Origin of the sequence: Actinokineospora alba (genome assembly GCF_004362515.1) — a bacterium.
Lineage (GTDB): Bacteria > Actinomycetota > Actinomycetes > Mycobacteriales > Pseudonocardiaceae > Actinokineospora > Actinokineospora alba.
The window spans coordinates 4,244,075-4,262,396 of the sequence record NZ_SNXU01000001.1 but is presented as its reverse complement, the minus strand read 5'-3'; the positions used below and the strand labels follow the sequence as shown (position 1 = coordinate 4,262,396).

The 18,322-nt window shown below is 70.6% G+C and carries 18 protein-coding genes; all 18 read right to left on the bottom strand.

Translation table 11 applies throughout. The annotated features are described in order from the left end of the window. Positions 1-54: 54 nt before the first annotated feature. Positions 55-564 (bottom strand): GNAT family N-acetyltransferase, encoded by a 510-nt coding sequence (locus C8E96_RS19670; RefSeq protein ID WP_091374436.1) that lies wholly within the window; start codon positions 562-564, stop codon positions 55-57. Positions 565-588: 24 nt separating this feature from the next. Next, a complete protein-coding gene (locus tag C8E96_RS19665; protein ID WP_091374435.1) occupies positions 589-1,821 on the bottom strand; it encodes an MFS transporter in 1,233 nt (410 codons plus the stop codon). Between the two features lie 84 nt (positions 1,822-1,905). After that, complete coding sequence (locus C8E96_RS19660) at positions 1,906-2,469, bottom strand: hypothetical protein (RefSeq protein ID WP_091374433.1); 564 nt, start codon at positions 2,467-2,469, stop codon at positions 1,906-1,908. A gap of 66 nt (positions 2,470-2,535) precedes the next feature. Next, positions 2,536-3,333, bottom strand: a complete 798-nt coding sequence (gene wag31, locus C8E96_RS19655; RefSeq protein ID WP_091374430.1) for a DivIVA-like cell division protein Wag31 — start codon at positions 3,331-3,333, stop codon at positions 2,536-2,538. 49 nt (positions 3,334-3,382) lie between these two features. Further along, positions 3,383-3,658 carry a YggT family protein gene (locus C8E96_RS19650; RefSeq protein WP_091374428.1) on the bottom strand — a complete coding sequence of 92 codons (276 nt, stop codon included), beginning with the start codon at positions 3,656-3,658 and terminating at the stop codon, positions 3,383-3,385. 28 nt (positions 3,659-3,686) lie between these two features. Next, on the bottom strand, positions 3,687-4,322 hold the full coding sequence (locus C8E96_RS19645) for a cell division protein SepF (RefSeq protein ID WP_091374425.1): 636 nt from the start codon (positions 4,320-4,322) through the stop codon (positions 3,687-3,689). Positions 4,323-4,368: 46 nt separating this feature from the next. Continuing rightward, positions 4,369-5,079: a YggS family pyridoxal phosphate-dependent enzyme gene (locus C8E96_RS19640; protein WP_091374422.1), complete on the bottom strand. Its 711-nt coding sequence runs from the start codon at positions 5,077-5,079 to the stop codon at positions 4,369-4,371. Continuing rightward, positions 5,076-5,780, bottom strand: coding sequence for a peptidoglycan editing factor PgeF (gene pgeF, locus C8E96_RS19635; protein ID WP_091374419.1), 705 nt, complete (start codon positions 5,778-5,780; stop codon positions 5,076-5,078). The genes C8E96_RS19640 and pgeF overlap by 4 nt, the downstream gene beginning before the upstream one ends. A 77-nt stretch (positions 5,781-5,857) precedes the next feature. After that, positions 5,858-7,192 carry a cell division protein FtsZ gene (ftsZ, locus tag C8E96_RS19630; protein ID WP_091374416.1) on the bottom strand — a complete coding sequence of 445 codons (1,335 nt, stop codon included), beginning with the start codon at positions 7,190-7,192 and terminating at the stop codon, positions 5,858-5,860. A gap of 192 nt (positions 7,193-7,384) precedes the next feature. Beyond that, positions 7,385-7,891: a DinB family protein gene (locus C8E96_RS19625; RefSeq protein ID WP_091375532.1), complete on the bottom strand. Its 507-nt coding sequence runs from the start codon at positions 7,889-7,891 to the stop codon at positions 7,385-7,387. Positions 7,892-7,947: 56 nt separating this feature from the next. Continuing rightward, entirely contained in the window at positions 7,948-8,673 is a 726-nt protein-coding gene (locus tag C8E96_RS19620; RefSeq protein ID WP_091374413.1) for a cell division protein FtsQ/DivIB, read from the bottom strand. After that, complete coding sequence (gene murC, locus C8E96_RS19615) at positions 8,670-10,082, bottom strand: UDP-N-acetylmuramate--L-alanine ligase (RefSeq protein ID WP_091374409.1); 1,413 nt, start codon at positions 10,080-10,082, stop codon at positions 8,670-8,672. The genes C8E96_RS19620 and murC overlap by 4 nt, the downstream gene beginning before the upstream one ends. Next, positions 10,079-11,197, bottom strand: coding sequence for an undecaprenyldiphospho-muramoylpentapeptide beta-N-acetylglucosaminyltransferase (gene murG / locus C8E96_RS19610; RefSeq protein WP_091374405.1), 1,119 nt, complete (start codon positions 11,195-11,197; stop codon positions 10,079-10,081). Before murG ends, murC begins: the two co-directional genes overlap by 4 nt. After that, positions 11,194-12,600, bottom strand: a complete 1,407-nt coding sequence (ftsW, locus tag C8E96_RS19605) for a putative lipid II flippase FtsW (protein WP_091374401.1) — start codon at positions 12,598-12,600, stop codon at positions 11,194-11,196. Before ftsW ends, murG begins: the two co-directional genes overlap by 4 nt. After that, positions 12,600-14,003, bottom strand: a complete 1,404-nt coding sequence (gene murD, locus C8E96_RS19600) for a UDP-N-acetylmuramoyl-L-alanine--D-glutamate ligase (RefSeq protein WP_091374397.1) — start codon at positions 14,001-14,003, stop codon at positions 12,600-12,602. The genes ftsW and murD overlap by 1 nt, the downstream gene beginning before the upstream one ends. Continuing rightward, positions 14,000-15,085, bottom strand: coding sequence for a phospho-N-acetylmuramoyl-pentapeptide-transferase (gene mraY, locus C8E96_RS19595; protein ID WP_091374393.1), 1,086 nt, complete (start codon positions 15,083-15,085; stop codon positions 14,000-14,002). Before mraY ends, murD begins: the two co-directional genes overlap by 4 nt. Continuing rightward, positions 15,082-16,539 carry a UDP-N-acetylmuramoyl-tripeptide--D-alanyl-D-alanine ligase gene (locus tag C8E96_RS19590; protein WP_091374390.1) on the bottom strand — a complete coding sequence of 486 codons (1,458 nt, stop codon included), beginning with the start codon at positions 16,537-16,539 and terminating at the stop codon, positions 15,082-15,084. The genes mraY and C8E96_RS19590 overlap by 4 nt, the downstream gene beginning before the upstream one ends. A 91-nt stretch (positions 16,540-16,630) precedes the next feature. After that, on the bottom strand, positions 16,631-18,175 hold the full coding sequence (locus C8E96_RS19585) for a UDP-N-acetylmuramoyl-L-alanyl-D-glutamate--2,6-diaminopimelate ligase (protein WP_228769867.1): 1,545 nt from the start codon (positions 18,173-18,175) through the stop codon (positions 16,631-16,633). Positions 18,176-18,322: the final 147 nt, after the last annotated feature.

Here is an 18,322-nt window from a genome sequence, read left to right as displayed (position 1 = left end):
TGATGGCCGGATCAGTGCCTTGACACCTAGGGTAACGGGTCCGCGCAAGCCGGTTCACGCCACCAGGTGTTTGACCATGATCGTCGTCGGTGCGAGGACGCCGTCCACGGTCAGCGCGAAGTCGTCCACCGTCCCCACCCGCCGCCAGCCGCGTCGGGCGTAGATGCCCTCGGCGACGCTGTCGGTGTGCGTGTCCAGCACCAGGACCCGGCGGCCGAGCGAGCGAGCGGTGTCCTCCAGCGCGGCCAGCAGCGCACCCGCGCAGCCTTTGCCCCGCGCGTCGCGGTGCACCAGGAGCTTGACCACCTCGCCGCGGTGCTGACCGTTGTCCTGGGTCGCCAAGGCAAGGCGCACGGTGCCGACGATCCGGCTGGTCTCGTCGCGGGACACCCAGGTCAGCACGTTGGGGTCGGCGAGCGCGGTCCGCCACCAGGCGCGGGCCCGATCGGGGGCGAGCACGCCGACGAACCCGACACTCGCCCCGCTCGCCACGCAGTCCACCAGGACCTCGGCCAGCCCGCCGACAAGATCGTCGTCGACGTCTTTCACCAACTCGACTCGCATGGGCACATTCGACCTCCGCACCCCTCAGCCCGTCGAGACCCCCGTGACGAACGCCTCCCGGCGAAAGTGCCGCCAAGCGAACGCCGTCAGGACGATCATCGCGGCCCCGGCGACCCACATCGGCGCGGTGACGCCCCACTGGCGGGCGATCAGGCCACCGGCCAGCGAGCCGATCGACGCGCCGCCGATGACCAGCAGGAAGTACACGCTGCCGACCCGACCGCGCAGCCGGTCCGGGATGACCCGCTGGCGGACCGACATGGCGACCACACCCCAGATCGAGGCGTGGATCCCGAACACGAGCAGGGTCGCCCCGGCGACCCAGACGTCACCGGCCAGGGCCAAGCCGAAGTGGGTCGCGGTCTCGATCACCATGCCCGCCCGCAGCAGCGTGCCGTCGCCGAACCGCTTCTGCGCCCGGGCGGCCACGCCGGTCCCGATCAGACCGCCCACAGCCATGACCGCCAGGAGCAGCCCGAACCCGATCTCGGGCAGGCTGAGGTGCTCCTTCGCATAGAGCACGAGGATCGCGGAGGGTGCGAAGAACGCCACATTCATCAGGCACAAGACCACCGCAAGGGCTCTAAGCAACTCGTGCCGCCAGAGCCAGCGCAGCCCTTCGCCGATCTCCTGGCGCAGCGGCCTCCGGTCGACGGCCTCAGCAGGCGGCGGTCGGTATCGCAGAGTGGCCATTACAGCCGCGCCGAGCAGGAACATGACGGCGTTGATCCCGAACGGCATGGCCGCGCCGATCACGAAGACCGCCGCGCCCACCGGGGGCGCGATGAGCATGTTGCCGACGAAGTGCAGGGCGTAGAGGCGGGCGTTCGCCTTGGGCAGCAGGTCGGGCGCCACGACAGCGGGGAGCATGGCGGCGGAGGCGTTGTCGGCGAGTGTCTCGCCGATACCCAGGAGGAAGAACGCGGCGTAGACGATCGCGATGGTGACGTAGCCGGTCCAGATCGTCACGGCGAGCCCGCCGATCACGGCGGCCCGGCAGACGTTGACCGAGATGATCAGCGCCCGGCGGTCGACCCGGTCGACGAACGCGCCACTGATCAAGGAGAACAGTAGCCAGGGCAGTCGCTGAACAAAGGCCGCGCCGGAGACGATCGCCGGGTCGGAAGTCAGCCCGGAGACCAGCAGCGGGCCGGCGGCCAGCGCGATGCCATCACCGAGATTGGCCGTGGCCGTGGACGCCCAGAGCTTGCCGAAGTCCGCGCCGAGGCGCTTGGTCCCCTCACCGGACAGGACCATGCGAAACCGCGCCCCTTAGGTCAGCTGTCGCCAACTGTTCCAGGGGCAGGTCACATGCCGCGACCGGTTTCGTCTTCGGCTGAACTACTTCTCGCCGGGAATCCTGGCTCCACGGCCCGAGCGGTGCTTGGCCGCCAGGGTCGCGTCCGGACTGCAGCGCGCGCACGGGGTGAAGCCGAGTTGGCGGGCTTCCGCGACCGGGAGACCGATCGACGACCGTCCGCCCAGCCAGGCGCACTTGGCCAGGTGGTAGCGCGGACGCTCGTCCAACACCCGGACGTCGGCCGTCAGCCCAGAGATCACCAACAGGTCGGCGGCGTCCGTCGGCTCCTCGTCGGGCTCGTCCTCGGAGGACGTCTCGGGAACAACAGCGACCGCCTCGGCAGGCGCGACCGACTCGACGACTGGCTCCCGCACGGGCTCGTCGACAGCTTCGTCGACGTACTCCGGCTCGGGCTCGGCCTCCGCGACCGGCTCGGGCTCGGCGGCCTTGCGGCGGCGGTTGCCCAGCCAGTCGTAGACCAACAGGCCCGCGGCGGCGATGCTGATGCCGACCGAGAGCCAAGCCCAGAGGGTGTTGGCCGTTGTCAGAGCCGTGACCAGCAACCCGAGGGCGGCCAGCACCAAGATCAAGACGATGTACAGCACCGTGTGCCCTACTGCCTTGATCGGGACGCCTCATCGCTGAGGCGTCCCGATCAATGGCTCGCTAGGTCAGCCCGCTTCCGCACGCGGACCGAAGGAGTAGCCGCTCTGCTGACCGGCACCGCGTCCGCCTTCGGTCGTCGGGGCCGCGGAACCGCGGTCGCCGAGTTCACGCAGGCTGGACTCGAGGAAGGTCTTCAGACGTGTGCGGTACTCGCGCTCGAAGGTGCGCAGCTCGTCGATCTTCTTCTCCAGCGTGGTGCGTTCCTGCTGCACCGCGCCGATGATCTCGGTGTGCTGCCGCTGGGCATCGCGCTCCAGCGTGGTCGCCTTCTCCCTGGCCTGACGCTCCAGGGTCTCGGCCCGGGTCCGGGCGTCGTTCAGCATGGTCTCCGCACGCGTACGCGCCTCGGTGACCATGGTGTCGGACTTCGCACGCGCATCGGACAGCATCCCGTCGGCTTCGGCTTTCGCCTCGCCGGTGAGCCGGTCGGCCATCTCCTGTGCGAGGCCCAGAACCTTGGCGGCCTGCACGTGGTGATCACCGCCGCCCCCGGGACTGGTCTGCTCCAGCGCACTGGGCGGCGGAACCGGAGTAAGCCGACGCGGCTCCTCGGCCTGACGCGGCGCCACGCTGGGCACGCCACCTCCGGACCGAGCGTCGTCGAGGTCGGCGCGAGCCGACTCCAACTGCGCGTCGAGCTGCTCGACCTGCGCGCGCAGGTCGTTGTTCTCCTCGATCAGGCGGGAGAGCTCCACCTCGACCAAGTCGAGGAAGGCGTCCACCTCGTCCTCGTTGTAGCCCCGCTTGCCGATGGGAGGCTTGCTGAACGCGACGTTGTGCACGTCAGCGGGGGTCAACGACATCTGATCACCTCACGCACTCCAGGGCTGCCATCAACCCAAGTCTCCCCGATCACCCGGGATACGCCAGTTGCATCAGAATGAATACAACCAGCAGCAGCACCATAATCGATAGGTCCAGGCCTACACCCCCGATTCGGACTGTCGGTATCAACCGACGGACCAAACGCACCGGGGGATCGGTCACTGTGTAGATGGTCTCCAGCGCTACCGCAACCCCACCGGCTGGTCGCCACTCGCGTGCGAACGTGCGCACGAGTTCCACGACCACCCTGGCGGTGAGCAGCAGCCAGAAGGCGAACAACACCCAATAAACGGCGAGAAGCACTGGTTCCACAGCTCAACTGTGCCATCACTCAGCTTCGGGTGGCGAACCCGCCCTCCGCCAACCGCCGCTTGTCCTCCGCGGTTGGGTCGGCATTGGGCGGTGAGATCAAGAACACCTTGTTCGTGACCTTGTCGATGGAGCCGCGCAACGCGAACGCGAGCCCGGCCGCGAAGTCGACGAGACGCTTGGCGTCCGCGTCGTCCATCTCGGTCAGGTTCATGATCACGGGGCGGCCGTCGCGGTAGTGCTCACCGATGGTGCGCGCCTCGTTGTAGCTGCTCGGGTGCAGTGTCACGACGCGGCCCATCGGGTACCCACCTGCCTGTACAGCGGGCTCAACCTGTCGCAGCCGGGGAGCCGGGTCGCGACGGGCGTCCATGGCGAGTGCGCCATGGGTTTGCGGTTCGGAGGTCTGACCTGCCCACGCGGGGCGTGGACGGCCTCGGTCGACCGGCTCGAAGTCATCGTCGACGTCGTCGCGGTAGCCCGCGCGAGCGCCGCCGAACCACCGTCGGCGTCCTCCGGCGTACTCGTCGAAGTCGTCGTCGAGGTACTCCGGACGGCGGCCGTAGGGGCGACGGTCGTACTCGTCACCCTCGTAGTCCTCGAGCTCTTCGGCAGGCACCATTCCGAAGTAGGCCTTCAGCTTCTGCAGCGTACTCATGGCGTTCCTCCGCGACTCCCCTTGCGTGGTCCCACATGGCGCACCGTCAAGGGGAGGCTAGCCCGCGTCCCCCTAGCAGAGCAGTTCCGACACGCACGCACGTCGACCCATGGTCCACCGCTTCTTCAAGATCGTTACTCATGCCGCACGACAGCTCACGCGCCGTTGGATACAGCGCCTGTAGCTGGTGTGCCACACCCGCTAGACGTTCGAACGCCCTCGAAGGTTCCATTCCGAGGGGCGCCACAGCCATGATCCCCTTCAGTGCTAATTCACCCGAACGAATTACATGATCCGCAAGGTAATCAAGATCACCCAGGGGGCAGCCGCCGCGCGCGGGGTCGCCGTCGATGCTCGCCTGAAGGAGGACGTCGAGCGGCTCGGGACGATCTTGGGCGGCCTTCGCCAGGGCGTCGGCCAGCCGCGTCGAGTCGACCGACTGCACCTCGTCGGCCCACCGGACCACTGAGCGCATCTTGTTGCGCTGCAGCCGCCCGACCATGTGCCAGCGCGGCTTCGCGGCCGGTCGGAGCTCCCTGAGCTGGTCGAACTTCGAACCGGCCTCTTGATCACGGTTCTCGGCGAGATCAAGCACCCCGAGGTCGGCCAAGATCGCCGCGTCGGTGGCCGGGAAAGTCTTCGTCACAGCGAGAAGCCGCACGTCAGACGGGTTTCGGCCGGCGTTGCGGCAGGCGGCGTCGATCCGCTCGCGCACGTCGGCGAGGTTCGCGGCGATCTCCGCGGCGCGATCCGTCACGGCTCGAGCCAAGTGATCGCGGCCAATCGCCCAGTGGTCCCTTCCCTGCGGTGACTGAACAGCGAACGCTCCTCATTCGTGCACCGCGGGTCGATCCCGATCTTCGCGACACCGGCGTCGGCGAGCTGCCGCCAGAGTCCCGCGCGCAGATCCAGACCGGGGGTGCCCTTGCGGGTGCGGCACGCGCTGCCCGGCAGGTGCTTCTCGACGTCGTTCTGCATCGCCTGCGGCACCTCGTAGCACTCGCCGCATACCGACGGCCCGAGGAGACCCTCGATCCGGGACACGTCGGCACCGGCCTCGCGCATCGCGTCGAGCGCCGCCGGGACGACCCCGACCCGCGCCCCCACGCGACCGGCGTGCACCGCGGCCACGACACCGGCCTGCGCGTCGCCGAGCAGGAGTGGGACGCAGTCGGCGACGAGCGCGATCACCGCGAGACCCGGTTCGGCGGTCACCAGGGCGTCGGTCGCCTCGACCGGCTCCGCCCGCGGACCGTCGACGATCGCGGCGGTCCGCCCGTGGACCTGCTCCATCCAGACGAGCCGGTCCGGGCCCAGCCCGAGCTCACGCGCCAGCCGCTCCCGGTTGGCCGCCACGGCCTCCGGCGCGTCCCCGACGTGGTCGCCGAGGTTGAACGAGTCATACGGCGCGGCGGAAGCCCCGCCATCGCGTGTGGTGACCACCCGACGAATCCGCACCAGAACTCCTCAGTCGACCGTAACGAACACGAACCCCGGCGGGGGAACGCCGGGGTTCGTATGGTGCAGGAGCGGTGCTACCTGCGCATGAATGGGGGTACGTCGACCTCGTCGTCCGGGTCGTCGCCGACCGGGACGGCGCGGCCGGGCAGGGTGCCCTGGGTGCCGCGGACGTTCGGCAGCGGCTGTCCGCCGCCGACCGGCGGCGGGGCCTGGGTGGCCTGCTGCGAGTAGCCCATGCCGTTGCCCGCGGGCGCGGTCGCCTGCGTCTGGTAGCCGTTGCCCTGCTGCGGCGTCTGCTGCTGGTAGCCGGTGTGCTGCTGCTGGGGGGCGGGCTGCTGTTGCTGCTGAGTGGCAGGCGCCGGCCGGTCGGTCGACACCTGACCCGCCTTGGCGGTCGCCGTGGCGCCCGTCGTGGTGCTGCGGGTGCCGAGCGCCGTCGGATCGAGTTTCTTGTGGGTCGGCGCACCCGCGTCAAAACCCGCGGCGATCACCGTGACCCGGACCTCGTCGCCGAGGGAGTCGTCGATGACCGTACCGAAGATGATGTTGGCCTCGGGGTGCGCGGACTCCTGCACCAGCGACGCCGATTCGTTGATCTCGAACAGGCCCAGGTCGGACCCGCCCGCGATGGCGAGCAGGACGCCGTGGGCGCCGTCCATGGACGCCTCCAGCAGCGGCGAGTTGATCGCCTTCTGCGCGGCCTGCACCGCGCGGCCCTCGCCGCGGGCCGAGCCGATGCCCATCAGCGCGCTGCCCGCGCCGGACATGACGCTCTTCACGTCGGCGAAGTCGAGGTTGATCAGACCCGGCGTGGTGATCAGGTCGGTGATGCCCTGGACACCGGAGAGCAGCACCTCGTCGGCGGAGCGGAAGGCGTCCATCAGGCTCACGCCCACGTCGCCGAGCTGCAGCAGCCGGTCGTTGGGGATGACGATGAGCGTGTCGCACTCGTTGCGCAGCTCGGTGATGCCGTCCTCGGCCTGCTTCGCGCGGCGCTTGCCCTCGAAGGAGAACGGCCGGGTGACCACACCGATGGTCAGCGCGCCGAGCTTGCGGGCGATCGATGCCACGACGGGCGCGCCGCCGGTGCCGGTGCCGCCGCCCTCACCCGCGGTGACGAAGACCATGTCGGCCCCCTTGAGGACCTCCTCGATCTCCTCGCGGTGGTCTTCGGCGGCCTTGGTGCCGACCTCTGGGTTGGCACCCGCGCCAAGGCCTCTGGTCAGTTCGCGGCCGATGTCGAGCTTGACGTCGGCGTCGGACATGAGCAGTGCCTGCGCGTCGGTGTTGACGGCGATGAACTCGACGCCCTTGAGGCCGACCTCGATCATGCGGTTGACGGCGTTCACGCCGCCGCCACCGATGCCGACGACCTTTATCACGGCGAGGTAGTTGTGCGGGGGCGTCATCAAAGGCCGCCTTCCTGAATCGTGTCGAGCATGATCGTGTCCGGACGGGAAACCCTCGACCTCAACCAGAGACTGAGAGTTATGTCAACCCCGGACCACGCAAGGAAGGTAGGCACTGGCCGGCCGCCGATCCAGCCGCCACGCCGTAATGCGCGGCGGATGTTCGTCACGGGACGTAAGGAATCCGGTTTATCACTCGCCCGTGGCGCCGTCGAGCTGTTCGCGGATGACGTCGAGGTGCCCGGCATGGCGGGCGGTTTCCTCGATCATGTGCACGATCACCCATCGCACGTTGACTTGTTCGTCCCCGCGGAAGTCCACGACGTCGTCGAGTCCGCGCCTCGCGGTGATCTCACGGCTCGTCGCGCATTGCGCGCGGTAGTCGTCGATCAATTGCGAAAGGCTCAGCTCGGCGGCGATCTCGAACTCGCCGTCCGGATGCTCCTTGCTGTACGGCGCGCGGTCGGGCTGCCCGTCGAGCACCACGTCGAACCAGTAGGCCTCGACCCAGCGAAGGTGCGAGAGCAGCCCGGCGACGGTCATCAGCTCAGAGGGCAGCAGGCTGCGGTGGGCGTCCTCTTCGGACAATCCCGCCGCCTTGGTGACGACAGTGGCGCGGTGATAGTCCAGGAAAGCGGTGAGCTGGGTGGACTCATCCGCCACATACGGCGGATCGATCCGGGTCTCGGTCGAGGTCATGGCCGTGAGTCTGTCGGACAGCACCGACGGTCGACACCGGATTTGCGCCCTCGCGGTCAGGAGATCGTCGGGAAGTCCGGGGTGCCCACGTCGTAGACCTTGCCCGGCTGGGTCAGCAGCGGACCCAGCACCGCGGCCTTGCGGTCGGAGTGCTCGGCACTGCCCCACTTCACGACCCGGCCGTCCGCGAGGGTGATCTTCACGTTGCCGACCGTCTCCGCCGACACCGACGCGACCTGCGGGCGCAGCGGGTCCGGCACGGCGGCCAGCACCGTCACCGCGGCCTTGATCGTCGGCGGGTCCGCCGCGGCGAGTTGCGGCAGCCCCGGCGGGGCGACCTCCGCGACGCCGAAGTCCACGCCGTCGACGTCGACCAGGTGCACGCCGTCGGGCTTGGTGAGCACCGCGAACGGCGTCCGCTCGACCAGCGTGATCCGCACCGTGACCGGGTAGGACCGGCGCACGTCCACCGATCGCACGCGGGGCAGGGCGGCGACCCGGGCGGCGATCTCGTCGGTGTCGAGCCGCACCAGGGGGCTGCCCGCCTCCACCGCCGCGGCCTTGCGCACCTCGTCGTGGGTGAGGACCGTCGTGCCGAAGACCTCGACCCCGCGAACACCGAACACCGAGGTGAACAGGACGACGTAGACGAGGGCGACCACCGCGAGGAACGAGCCGAGGACCGTCGCGCGGCGGACGAGGTAGCGGCGCCGGGTCAGCCTGCGGGGCCGCTCGGCTGCCCGAGGCGGCCTGCGCCGCGGCCTCGTCTGCGCGGAGGTCATTCCGTCGCCGCTCGCCGGTCGAGCTCGGCGATCAGTTCCGGACCGAGCGACGTCACGTCGCCCGCGCCCATGGTCATCACCAGGTCGCCCGGCCGGACCAGGTCGGCCACCAGCGTGGTCACCTTGTCGAAGGCGGGCTCGTAGTGCACCTCGGTCCCGGTGACCGCGTCGGCGATCAGCGCGCCGCTCACGCCCGGCTGCGGCTCCTCGCGGGCGCCGAACACGTCGAGCACGACGACCACGTCGGCCAGCCCGAGCGCCTGGGCGAACTCGGCGGCGAACGCCTCGGTCCGCGAGTACAGGTGCGGCTGGAAGATCACCACGACCCGGCCGCCCTCAGCCGCGGGCCGGACCGCGCGCAGCTGCGCGTCGACCTCGGTCGGGTGGTGGGCGTAGTCGTCGTAGACCCGTACGCCGCCGGAGCGGCCCTTGAACTCGAAGCGCCTGCGCACCCCGCCGAACGCGGCGATGCCCTCGCCGAGCCCTTCGAGCGGCGCGCCCAGCTCCAGCCCCGCGAGCAGGGCCGCCAGCGCGTTGAGCGCCATGTGCTCGCCCGGGACCGCGACCCCGAGCTCGAACTCCTGGCCGTCGAGCGACACCCGGGCCACACCGCCGCCGTCGACCGGGTTGTAGTCGAGCAGGGTGGCGTCGGACGGCGCCGCCGCCGAGCGGCCGTAGCGGCGCACGCGGATGCCCTTCGCCTCGGCGCGCTCGGCGAGGGCGACCGCGCCCGGGTCGTCGGCGCAGGTGATCAGCACGCCGTCGGCGGTGATCTGGTCGAGGAAGGAGTCGAACACCGCGACGTAGGCCTCGACGGTGCCGTGGTGGTCGAGGTGGTCGGCCTCCACATTGGTCACCACCGCGACACTGGGTCGGAAGACCAGGAACGAGCCGTCGCTCTCATCGGCCTCGGCCACGAAGATCCCGCCGCTGCCGTGGTGGGCGTTGGCGCCGGAGTCGTTGAGGTCGCCGCCGATCGCGAACGACGGGTCGAGCCTGCAGTGCTGCAGCGCGACGGTGAGCATCGAGGTTGTCGACGTCTTGCCGTGCGTGCCCGCGATGCAGGCGACCAGGTGGCCCGACATCAGCTCGGCGAGCGCCTGCGACCGGTGCACGACGACGATCCCGCGCTTGCGGGCCTCGACAAGCTCCGGATTGTCTTCCTTGATCGCCGTGGACACGACCACCGCGGTCGGCGACTCGGGCAGCTGGTCGAGGTTCTCGGCGCGCTGGCCGATCGCGATCTTCGCGCCCTGTGCGCGCAGGGTCAGGAAGGTGCGGGCTTCCTTGGCGTCGGAGCCGGAGACCTCCCGCCCCCGCGCGAGCAGGATTCGGGCGATGCCGCTCATGCCCGCGCCACCGATGCCGATCAGGTGTGCGCGGGTGAGGAGCTTGTCGTTCGTCGTCATTGTGACCTCTTGTCGATGGCGTCGAGCACCATGCGGGCCAGGACGTCCGCGGCCTCGCGGTGTCCGCTGCCCTGCGCGGCGGTGCCCATCGCGGCGAGCCGGGCGGGGTCGGCGAGCATCGGGACGACCAGCTCGGTGACGGCCTCGGTGGTGAGTTCGGCGTCCGGCACCATGATCGCGCCGCCGGCGTCGACCACCGGTTGAGCGTTGAGCGCTTGTTCGCCGTTGCCGATCGGCAGCGGCACGTACACGGCGGGCAGGCCGACCGCCGACACCTCGGCGACGGTCATCGCGCCGCAGCGGCACAGCGCCGCGTCGGCGGCCGCGTAGGCCAGGTCCATCCGCTCCAGGTACGGCACGGAGACGTACTTGGGCGCCCCGGGCACCTCCTGCACCACGAGGGAGTTCTTGGGCCCGTGGGCGTGCAGCACGCCGATGCCCGCGTCGGCGAACGCGCGGGCCGCGCCGGACACCGCGTTGTTGATCGAGCGCGCGCCCTGCGAACCACCGAAGACCAGCAGCGTCGGGGCGTGCGGGTCGAGGCCGAAGAACTCGCGGGCCTGCGCGCGCAGTGCGGCGCGGTCGAGGTTGATGATCGACTCGCGCAGCGGGATGCCGACGACCTCCGCGTTCGGCAGTCCGGAGTCCGGCACGGCCACCGCGACCCGGTCGGCGAACCGCGCGCCGACCTTGTTGGCCAGCCCGACCCGGGCGTTCGAGTCGTGCACGACGATCGGGATCCGGCCGCGCGCGGCGAGGTAGGCGGGCAGGGCCACGTACCCGCCGAAGCCGACGACGACGTCGGCGCCGACCCGGTCGAGGACCTCGCGGGTCTGCTTGATCGCGGAGCGGACCTTGAGCGGAAGCTTGAGCAGGTCGACATTGGGCTTGCGCGGCATCGGCACCGGCGGGATGAACTCCAGCGGGTAGCCGCGCGCGGGGATGATCGTCTTCTCGAGGCCGCGCTCGGTGCCCAGCGCGACCACGCGGGCGTCCGGGCGCAGCCGCATCACCGCGTCGGCCAGGGCCAGCGCGGGCTCGATGTGTCCGGCCGTGCCACCTCCCGCGATCACTACGCACGGGCCTTTACGGGCGGCCTGACTACCACCGGTCAACGACGTCCTCCTTTAGCGGTTCGCGGATTCCCGCGACTTGCCTTCTGCCGCGCCCGCTCGGGCGTGCCCCGCCTGCGCTGCTCCGCGCCCCGTGGCGGCGCCGTGGGGCGCACGGGCTTGCGCTTCTTCGGCGGCTGGTACGGGTCCGGTGCGGGCAGGTGCAGCAGCTTGCCGAATCGGCCCGGCCCCTGCGAGCGTAGTGCCGACACGGCCTCGGGTTCATGGCGCGCGCAGTTGCCGAGGATGCCGAACACCAGCATGGTCACCACGACCGAGGTGCCGCCGGAGGAGATCAGCGGCAGCGTGATGCCGGTGACCGGCAGCAACCCGACGACGTAGCCGATGTTGATGGCGGCCTGGGCGACGAGCCAGACGGTCAGCGTCGCGGCGACCATCCGGATCCACGGGTCGATGTTGCGGGTCGCGATGCGCATGCCGATCACCGCGACCATCACGAACAGCGCCAGCACGAGACCGCAGCCCAGCAGGCCGAGTTCGTCGCCGATGAGCGCGAAGATGAAGTCGTTGTGCACGTTGGGCAGGAAGTGCCACTTCGACGAGCCCTGGCCGAGTCCGCGGCCGAAGAACCCGCCGTCGGCGAGCGCGAGCTGCGCCTGGACGGCCTGGTAGTTCTTGCCGCCGAGGTCGTCGTCGGGGCTGAGGAAGCTGACCACCCGGTCGAGCCGGTACTGGGTGCCCACCGCGAGCAGCGCGACACCCGCGAGGCCGCCGAGGGCCAGCGCGCCGAACAGCCGCAGCGGCGCCCCCGCGAACCAGAGCAGCGCGATCAGCACGACGCCGAGGGTGATCGTGCCGCCGAGGTCGGGCTGCAGCATGACCAGGGCGAAGAGCAGCAGGGCCACCGGCAGCACCGGGACCAGCAAGTGGCGGTACCGGTGCAGGACCGCGCGCTTCACGACCAGGACATGGGCGCCCCAAAGCGCGAGAGCGAGCTTGCAGACCTCGATCGGCTGAAACGAGATGGGGCCGACGACGAACCAGCTGCGGGTGCCGTTGACCTTCGCGCCGAGCGGGGTCAGGACGGCCACCAGGATGATGACGCCGATCATCATGCCGATCGGACTCAGCGCGCGGATGGTGGGCAGCGGCAGCCGCAGGCCCACCCAGAACAGGACCGAGCCGACGAGCACGTACAGCAGCTGCTTCTTGAAGACCGTGTAGAGGCCGAAGCCGGGCGTGTTGAACGAGACCACGACGGAGGCCGAGAGCACCATGACCAGGCCCAACGCGGTGAGCAGCGCGAACACCGCGAGGACGAGGTGGAAGGAGGCCAGCGGTCGGCCCAGCCACGCGGTCAGCGCGGTGCGCAGCGCGCCCAGCCTGCCCGCGACCTGGACCGCGCGCCGGGGCCGGGCCGTCTTCTCGATCTCGGTGACGGCCATCAGCTCGCCCCGGTGTCGCCGTCGTCTTCCTGGATAAGCCGGTGGACGGCTTCGGCGAACGCGTCGCCGCGGTGGGCGTAGTCGCGGTACATGTCGAGGGAGGCGGCCGCGGGGGCGAGCAGGACGACGTCACCCGATCGGGCCATAGCGCGTGCCGCGCGAACCGCTGCGATCATGGGTTCATCGTCTCCCGGAGCCGGTCGCTCGACACGGACATCCGGCGCGTGTCGCGCGAGCGACGCGGAGATCACCTCGGCGTCGACGCCCAGCAGGACCACTCCGCGCAGCCGTCCGGCGACCTCTTTGACCAGGTCGTCGACCGAGGCGCCCTTGAGCTGGCCCCCCGCGATCCACACCACCGAGGGGAACGAGCGCAGCGAGCCCGACGCGGCGTGCGGGTTGGTCGCCTTGGAGTCGTTGACATACGCGATCCCGGCCGACTCGGCCACCGGGACGGCCCGGTGCGCACCCGGGACGAACGCGCGCAGACCGTCACGCACCGCGTCGGTGGAGACGCCGTACGCGCGCGCGAGAGCGGCGGCGGCCAAGGCGTTGGCGACGTTGTGCGGGCCCGCGGGACGGACGTCGGCCAGCGTGGCGAGCTCGACGGCGTTGTTCGCCGGGTCGTCGACGAAGGCCCGGTCGATGAGCAAGTCCTCGACAACACCGAGTTCCCCGATCCGGGGGGTGTCGAGACGGAAGCCGACGTGCGTGCCGTCGTGCTCCGCGGCGAGCTTGGTCGACCAGTCGTCCTCGGTGTTGCGGACGACGAACGTCGCTCCCGCGTAGACGGCGCCCTTCGCGTGGGCGTAGTGGTCCAGCGAGCCGTGCCAGTCGAGGTGGTCCTCGGCGAGGTTGAGCACCACGCCCGCGTGGACGCGCAGCGAGGACTGCCAGTGCAGCTGGAAGCTCGACAGTTCGACGGCGAGCACCTCGTGCCCGGCGAGCACCGCGTCGATCACCGGCAGGCCGACATTGCCGCAGGCGACCGCGTTGGCACCGTGCGCGCGCAGGATCGACTCCAGCATGCCGACAGTCGTGGTCTTGCCGTTGGTGCCGGTGACCGCGAGCCACACGGGCGGCTTGGGCAGCCGCTGAGCGATCCGCCAGGCCAGCTCGACCTCGCCGATGACCTCGACCCCCGCCTCGGCCGCGGCGACGAGCAGCGGGCTGCTGGGCCGCCAGCCGGGACTGGTGACGACCAGGTCGGTCCCCGCGGGCGGCTCGGTGAGGCCGGGGACCAGTTCCGCGCCGGTGTCGGCCAGCTCGGCGAGGCGTTCGGCGTTCGCGTCGGTGACCGTGACGCGCGCGCCCATCCCCCCCAGCGCGGCCGCGACCGAGCGGCCGGTGACCCCGGCGCCCGCGACCAGCACCGACTGTCCAGTGAGGTCCCGCGAGGTCACACGCCGCCGCCGAGAGCGAGCCAGTCGGCGTAGAACAGGCCGAGGCCGAACATCGCGCACACGCCCGCCAGCAGCCAGAACCGGATGATGACCGTGGTTTCCGCCCACCCGGCGAGTTCGAAGTGGTGATGGAACGGCGCCATGCGGAACAGCCTTCGGCGGGTCGTGCGGAAGACCGCGATCTGCAGCACCACCGACACCATCTCGACCACGAACAGGCCACCGATGACGATCATCAGCAGTTCCGTGCGGGTGGTCATCGACAGGCCGGCGACCAGGCCGCCGAGGGCCAGCGAGCCGGTGTCACCCATGAAGATCTTCGCGGGGGCGGCGTTCCACCAGAGGAAGCCGATGCACGCGCCCATGGCCGCCGCCGCCACGACGGCGAGGTCGAGCGGGTCGCGCACGTCGAAGCAGGCCGCTTCGCGCACGCGCGAGCAGTCGTGGCTGAACTGCCAGAACGAGATGACGACGTAGGTGCCGAGCACCATCGCCGACGCGCCGCCCGCGAGGCCGTCGAGGCCGTCGGTGAAGTTCACCGCGTTCGACCACGCCGACACGGCGAGGTAGCAGAAGACGATGAAGCCGATGCCGCCGAAGGAGACGATGGCGATGTCGCGGACGAACGAGAGGTGGTCCGACGCCGGAGTCAGGTCGCGCTCGTCGGGGAAGCGCAGCGCGAGGATCGCGAAGACGATCGCCACCACGAGCTGTCCGACCATCTTCGCGGTCTTGTTGAGCCCGAGGTTGCGCTGCTTGCGGATCTTGATGAAGTCGTCGAGGAAGCCGACGATGCCCAGGCCGGTGCCCAGCAGCAGGACGAGCAGGCCCGACGCGGTCGGGGTGTCGCGGCCGCCGGTCATCGCGCTGACGATGTGGGACGTGCCGTAGCCCGCCCACATCGCGACGATGATCGCGACGCCACCCATGGTGGGCGTGCCGCGCTTGGCCTTGTGGCCCTGCGGGCCCTCTTCGCGGATCTCCTGGCCGAAACCCTGCCGGGAGAACACGCGGATCAGATACGGGGTGAGCAGGATCGAGACGACCATCGCGATCGCGGCCGCGATGAGGATGCTTTTCACTGAGCATCCACCGCCAGCAGCGCGTCGGCGACGCGCCACAGCGCGGCCGCCTTGGAGGCCTTCACGAGCACCACGTCACCGGGTGCCAGTTCGGCGCGCAGCAGCGCCACCGCGGCATCGACGTCCGGCACGAGCACCGACTCCTCTCCCCACGAACCTTCCAGGTGCGCCCCTTGGTGCATCGCGCGGGCTCCGTCGCCCACCACCACAAGGCGGTTGATGTCCAATCGCACGGCGAGTCTGCCGATCTCGTCGTGCGCGCTCACTGCCGAGTCGCCCAACTCGCCCATCACGCCGAGGACGGCCCATGACCGCCGCCGCTCACCCGTGCGAGCCATCGTCGCCAGGGTCTTGAGGGCGGCGCGCACCGACTCCGGGTTGGCGTTGTAGGAGTCGTTGACCACCGTGACGCCGTCCGCGCGGGTGGTCACCTCCATCCGCCGCGCCGATACCCGCCGGGCTCCGGAGAGCCGCTCGGCGATGTCGTCCGGCGTGGCGCCCAGTTCGAGCGCGACCGCGGCCGCGGCGAGCGCGTTGCCCACGTGGTGGGCGCCGTGCAGGCCGAGCTTGACCTTGGCCTCACCGACGGGCGTGACCAGCGTGAAGCTCGCGCGGGCGGACTCGTCGATCTCGATGCCGACCGCGCGCACCTGCGCGTGCGGCGCCTCGCCGACCAGGACGACCCGGGCGGCGGTGCGCCCGGCCATCGCGGCGACCAGCGGGTCGTCGGCGTTGAGGACGGCGACACCGTCGGCGGGCAGCTTCTCGACCAGCTCACCCTTGGTGCGGGCGATGTCTTCGCGCGAACCGAACTCGCCGAGATGCGCGCTGCCGACATTGATCACGACACCGATACGCGGGGGCGCGACGTCGCAGAGCGCGGCGATGTGGCCGGGGCCGCGGGCGGACAGCTCCAGGACGAGGTGCTTGGTGTCCTCGTCGGCGCGCAGCGCGGTCCAGGGGTGGCCGAGCTCGTTGTTGAAGGAACCGGGGGGTGCCACGGTCGGGCCCATCGGCTCGAGCAGCTGCGCGATCAGGTCCTTGGTGGAGGTCTTGCCCGACGAGCCGGTCACGCCGACGACGGTGACGCCGTCGAGCCGGTCGACCACGGTCCGGGCGAGCGCGCCGAGCCCCGCGAGGACGGCGGCGCCGGACCCGTCGGTGTCACCGACGAGGGCGACGGACCTGGTGTGCGCGTCGGTCACCGCGGGCACGATCACCGCAGGCGCGTCGACCGGGCGCGCGGCGAGGACGCCGACCGCACCCGCCTTGACCGCGGCGGCGGCGAAGTCGTGGCCGTCGACCCGCTCCCCCGGCATCGCGATGAAAAGCCCGCCAGGCGTGACAGCCCGCGAGTCGAACTCGACCGAGCCGGTCACCACCTCAGAACCGTCGGCGTTGTGCAGCTCACCACCGATCGCGTCGGCGATCTCCCGCAACGTCAACCGGATCACGCCACCACCTCCGTGAGTCGCACGTTCAGAACACCGAGTCGGACGTTCAGGACACTGAGTTCGTTGTTCGCGTCGCCGAATTCGTTCACGATCATGTGCGGACCCCGCGCGAACGGATGGCCGCGGCGAGTTCGTCGCGGTCGGAGAACGGGTGGACCACACCCGCGATCTCCTGCCCGGTCTCGTGACCCTTGCCCGCGACCACCACGACGTCGCCGGAACCCGCGCGAGCCACGGCGGTCGCGATGGCCTGCCGCCGGTCTCCGATGACGACGACCTCGCCACGCTCGGCCTCGGGCACCGACTCGGCGCCCGCCAGCATCGCCGCGCGGATCGCGGCAGGGTCCTCGCTGCGGGGATTGTCGTCGGTGACGACCAGCAGGTCGCTGCGCCGCGCCGCCTCGGCTCCCATGACCGGGCGCTTCGCGGTGTCGCGGTCGCCGCCGCAGCCGAGCACCACGATCACCTTGCCGTCGGACCGGGCCTTGATCGCGTCCAGGGCGAGGGCCACCGCCTCGGGCTTGTGCGAGTAGTCGACGACGGCGGTGAAGTCCTGGCCCAGGTCGACCCGCTCCATCCGGCCGGGCACCTGCACTGTGGACAGTCCACTGACGATCGCGTCGATCCCGACCCCGGCCGCGCTCAGGCAGGCGGCCGCGACGAGCGCGTTCGCGATGTTGAACGTCCCGGGCATCGGCAGCGTGGCCGCGACCTTCGCGCCGTCCGGGGTGTGGATGTAGAACGACTGCTCACCCGAAAGCGAGGTGTGGGCGTCGCTCGCGGTCCAGTCGGCATCGCCGGTCGTGGAGACCGTGACGGTCTCGGGGGTCACCAGCCTGCGACCCCATTCGCTGTCGACGCACACGACCTCACGCGCGGAGCGGCCGTCGAACAGGAGGGCCTTCGTCTGGAAGTAGTCCTCCATGTCGGGGTGGAAGTCCAGGTGGTCCTGGGAGAGGTTGGTGAACGCGCCGACAGCGAACTTCGTGCCAGCCGCCCGGCCCAGCGCGAGGGCGTGGCTGGAGACCTCCATCGGCACGTGCGTCACGCCGCGCTCGACCATCACCGCGAGAAGGGCCTGCAGGTCCGGGGCCTCCGGGGTGGTGAACGCGCTGGCCAGCCGCTCGCCCGCGATCCGGGTCTCGACGGTGCCGATCAGGCCGGTGGTGTGGCCCGCGGCGGCGAGGCCGGACTCGATCATGTAGCTGGTGGTGGTCTTGCCGGATGTCCCGGTGACCCCGATGATCGCCAGCTTGGCGGACGGGTTTCCGTAGATCATCGCGGCGATAGGACCTAGAGCGGCTCGCGGGTCGTCGTGCACGAGCACCGGAAGACCCGAGTCGCGCACGGCGGGCCGGGCGGCTCCGGCTTCGTCGGTGAGCACGGCGGCGGCGCCCGCGGCGATGGCGTCGGCGGCGAAGTCGGCGCCGTGCACGCGCGCGCCAGGCAGGGCGGCGAACAAGTCGCCGTGCCGCACGTGCTGGGCGCGCAGTGTCGCTCCGGTGACCGTGGTTTCCGGAGAGCGGGCGATCAACCGCGCGGCTGACGCCTCGGCCAACGAGGACAGCGCGACGGGATCGGTGTGGGAGGGGCGAGGCGGGGCCGTGACAGCCTTGCCTTCGAGCTTGGCGGGCACGCCGCGAAGGCTACCTGCGCACTCTCGGCGACCGTGTGGCCCCTCGATCACGGCGTTTCCCGCTGATGAGGTAGGCCGCCGTACCACCGTTCGGCGACACGTTCGAGTGACGCCCATCAGTGCAGCTCACAAGCCACGCCCGCCGTG

What these genes read in the sequence shown, in the direction of transcription:
- C8E96_RS19670 (WP_091374436.1), bottom strand. Translation starts at nt 564, where the DNA reads ATGCGAGTCGAGTTGGTGAAAGACGTCGACGACGATCTTGTCGGCGGG.
- C8E96_RS19665 (WP_091374435.1), bottom strand. Translation starts at nt 1,821, where the DNA reads ATGGTCCTGTCCGGTGAGGGGACCAAGCGCCTCGGCGCGGACTTCGGC.
- wag31 (WP_091374430.1), bottom strand. Translation starts at nt 3,333, where the DNA reads ATGTCGTTGACCCCCGCTGACGTGCACAACGTCGCGTTCAGCAAGCCT.
- C8E96_RS19645 (WP_091374425.1), bottom strand. Translation starts at nt 4,322, where the DNA reads ATGAGTACGCTGCAGAAGCTGAAGGCCTACTTCGGAATGGTGCCTGCC.
- ftsZ (WP_091374416.1), bottom strand. Translation starts at nt 7,192, where the DNA reads ATGACGCCCCCGCACAACTACCTCGCCGTGATAAAGGTCGTCGGCATC.
- C8E96_RS19625 (WP_091375532.1), bottom strand. Translation starts at nt 7,891, where the DNA reads ATGACCTCGACCGAGACCCGGATCGATCCGCCGTATGTGGCGGATGAG.
- C8E96_RS19620 (WP_091374413.1), bottom strand. Translation starts at nt 8,673, where the DNA reads ATGACCTCCGCGCAGACGAGGCCGCGGCGCAGGCCGCCTCGGGCAGCC.
- murC (WP_091374409.1), bottom strand. Translation starts at nt 10,082, where the DNA reads ATGACGACGAACGACAAGCTCCTCACCCGCGCACACCTGATCGGCATC.
- ftsW (WP_091374401.1), bottom strand. Translation starts at nt 12,600, where the DNA reads ATGGCCGTCACCGAGATCGAGAAGACGGCCCGGCCCCGGCGCGCGGTC.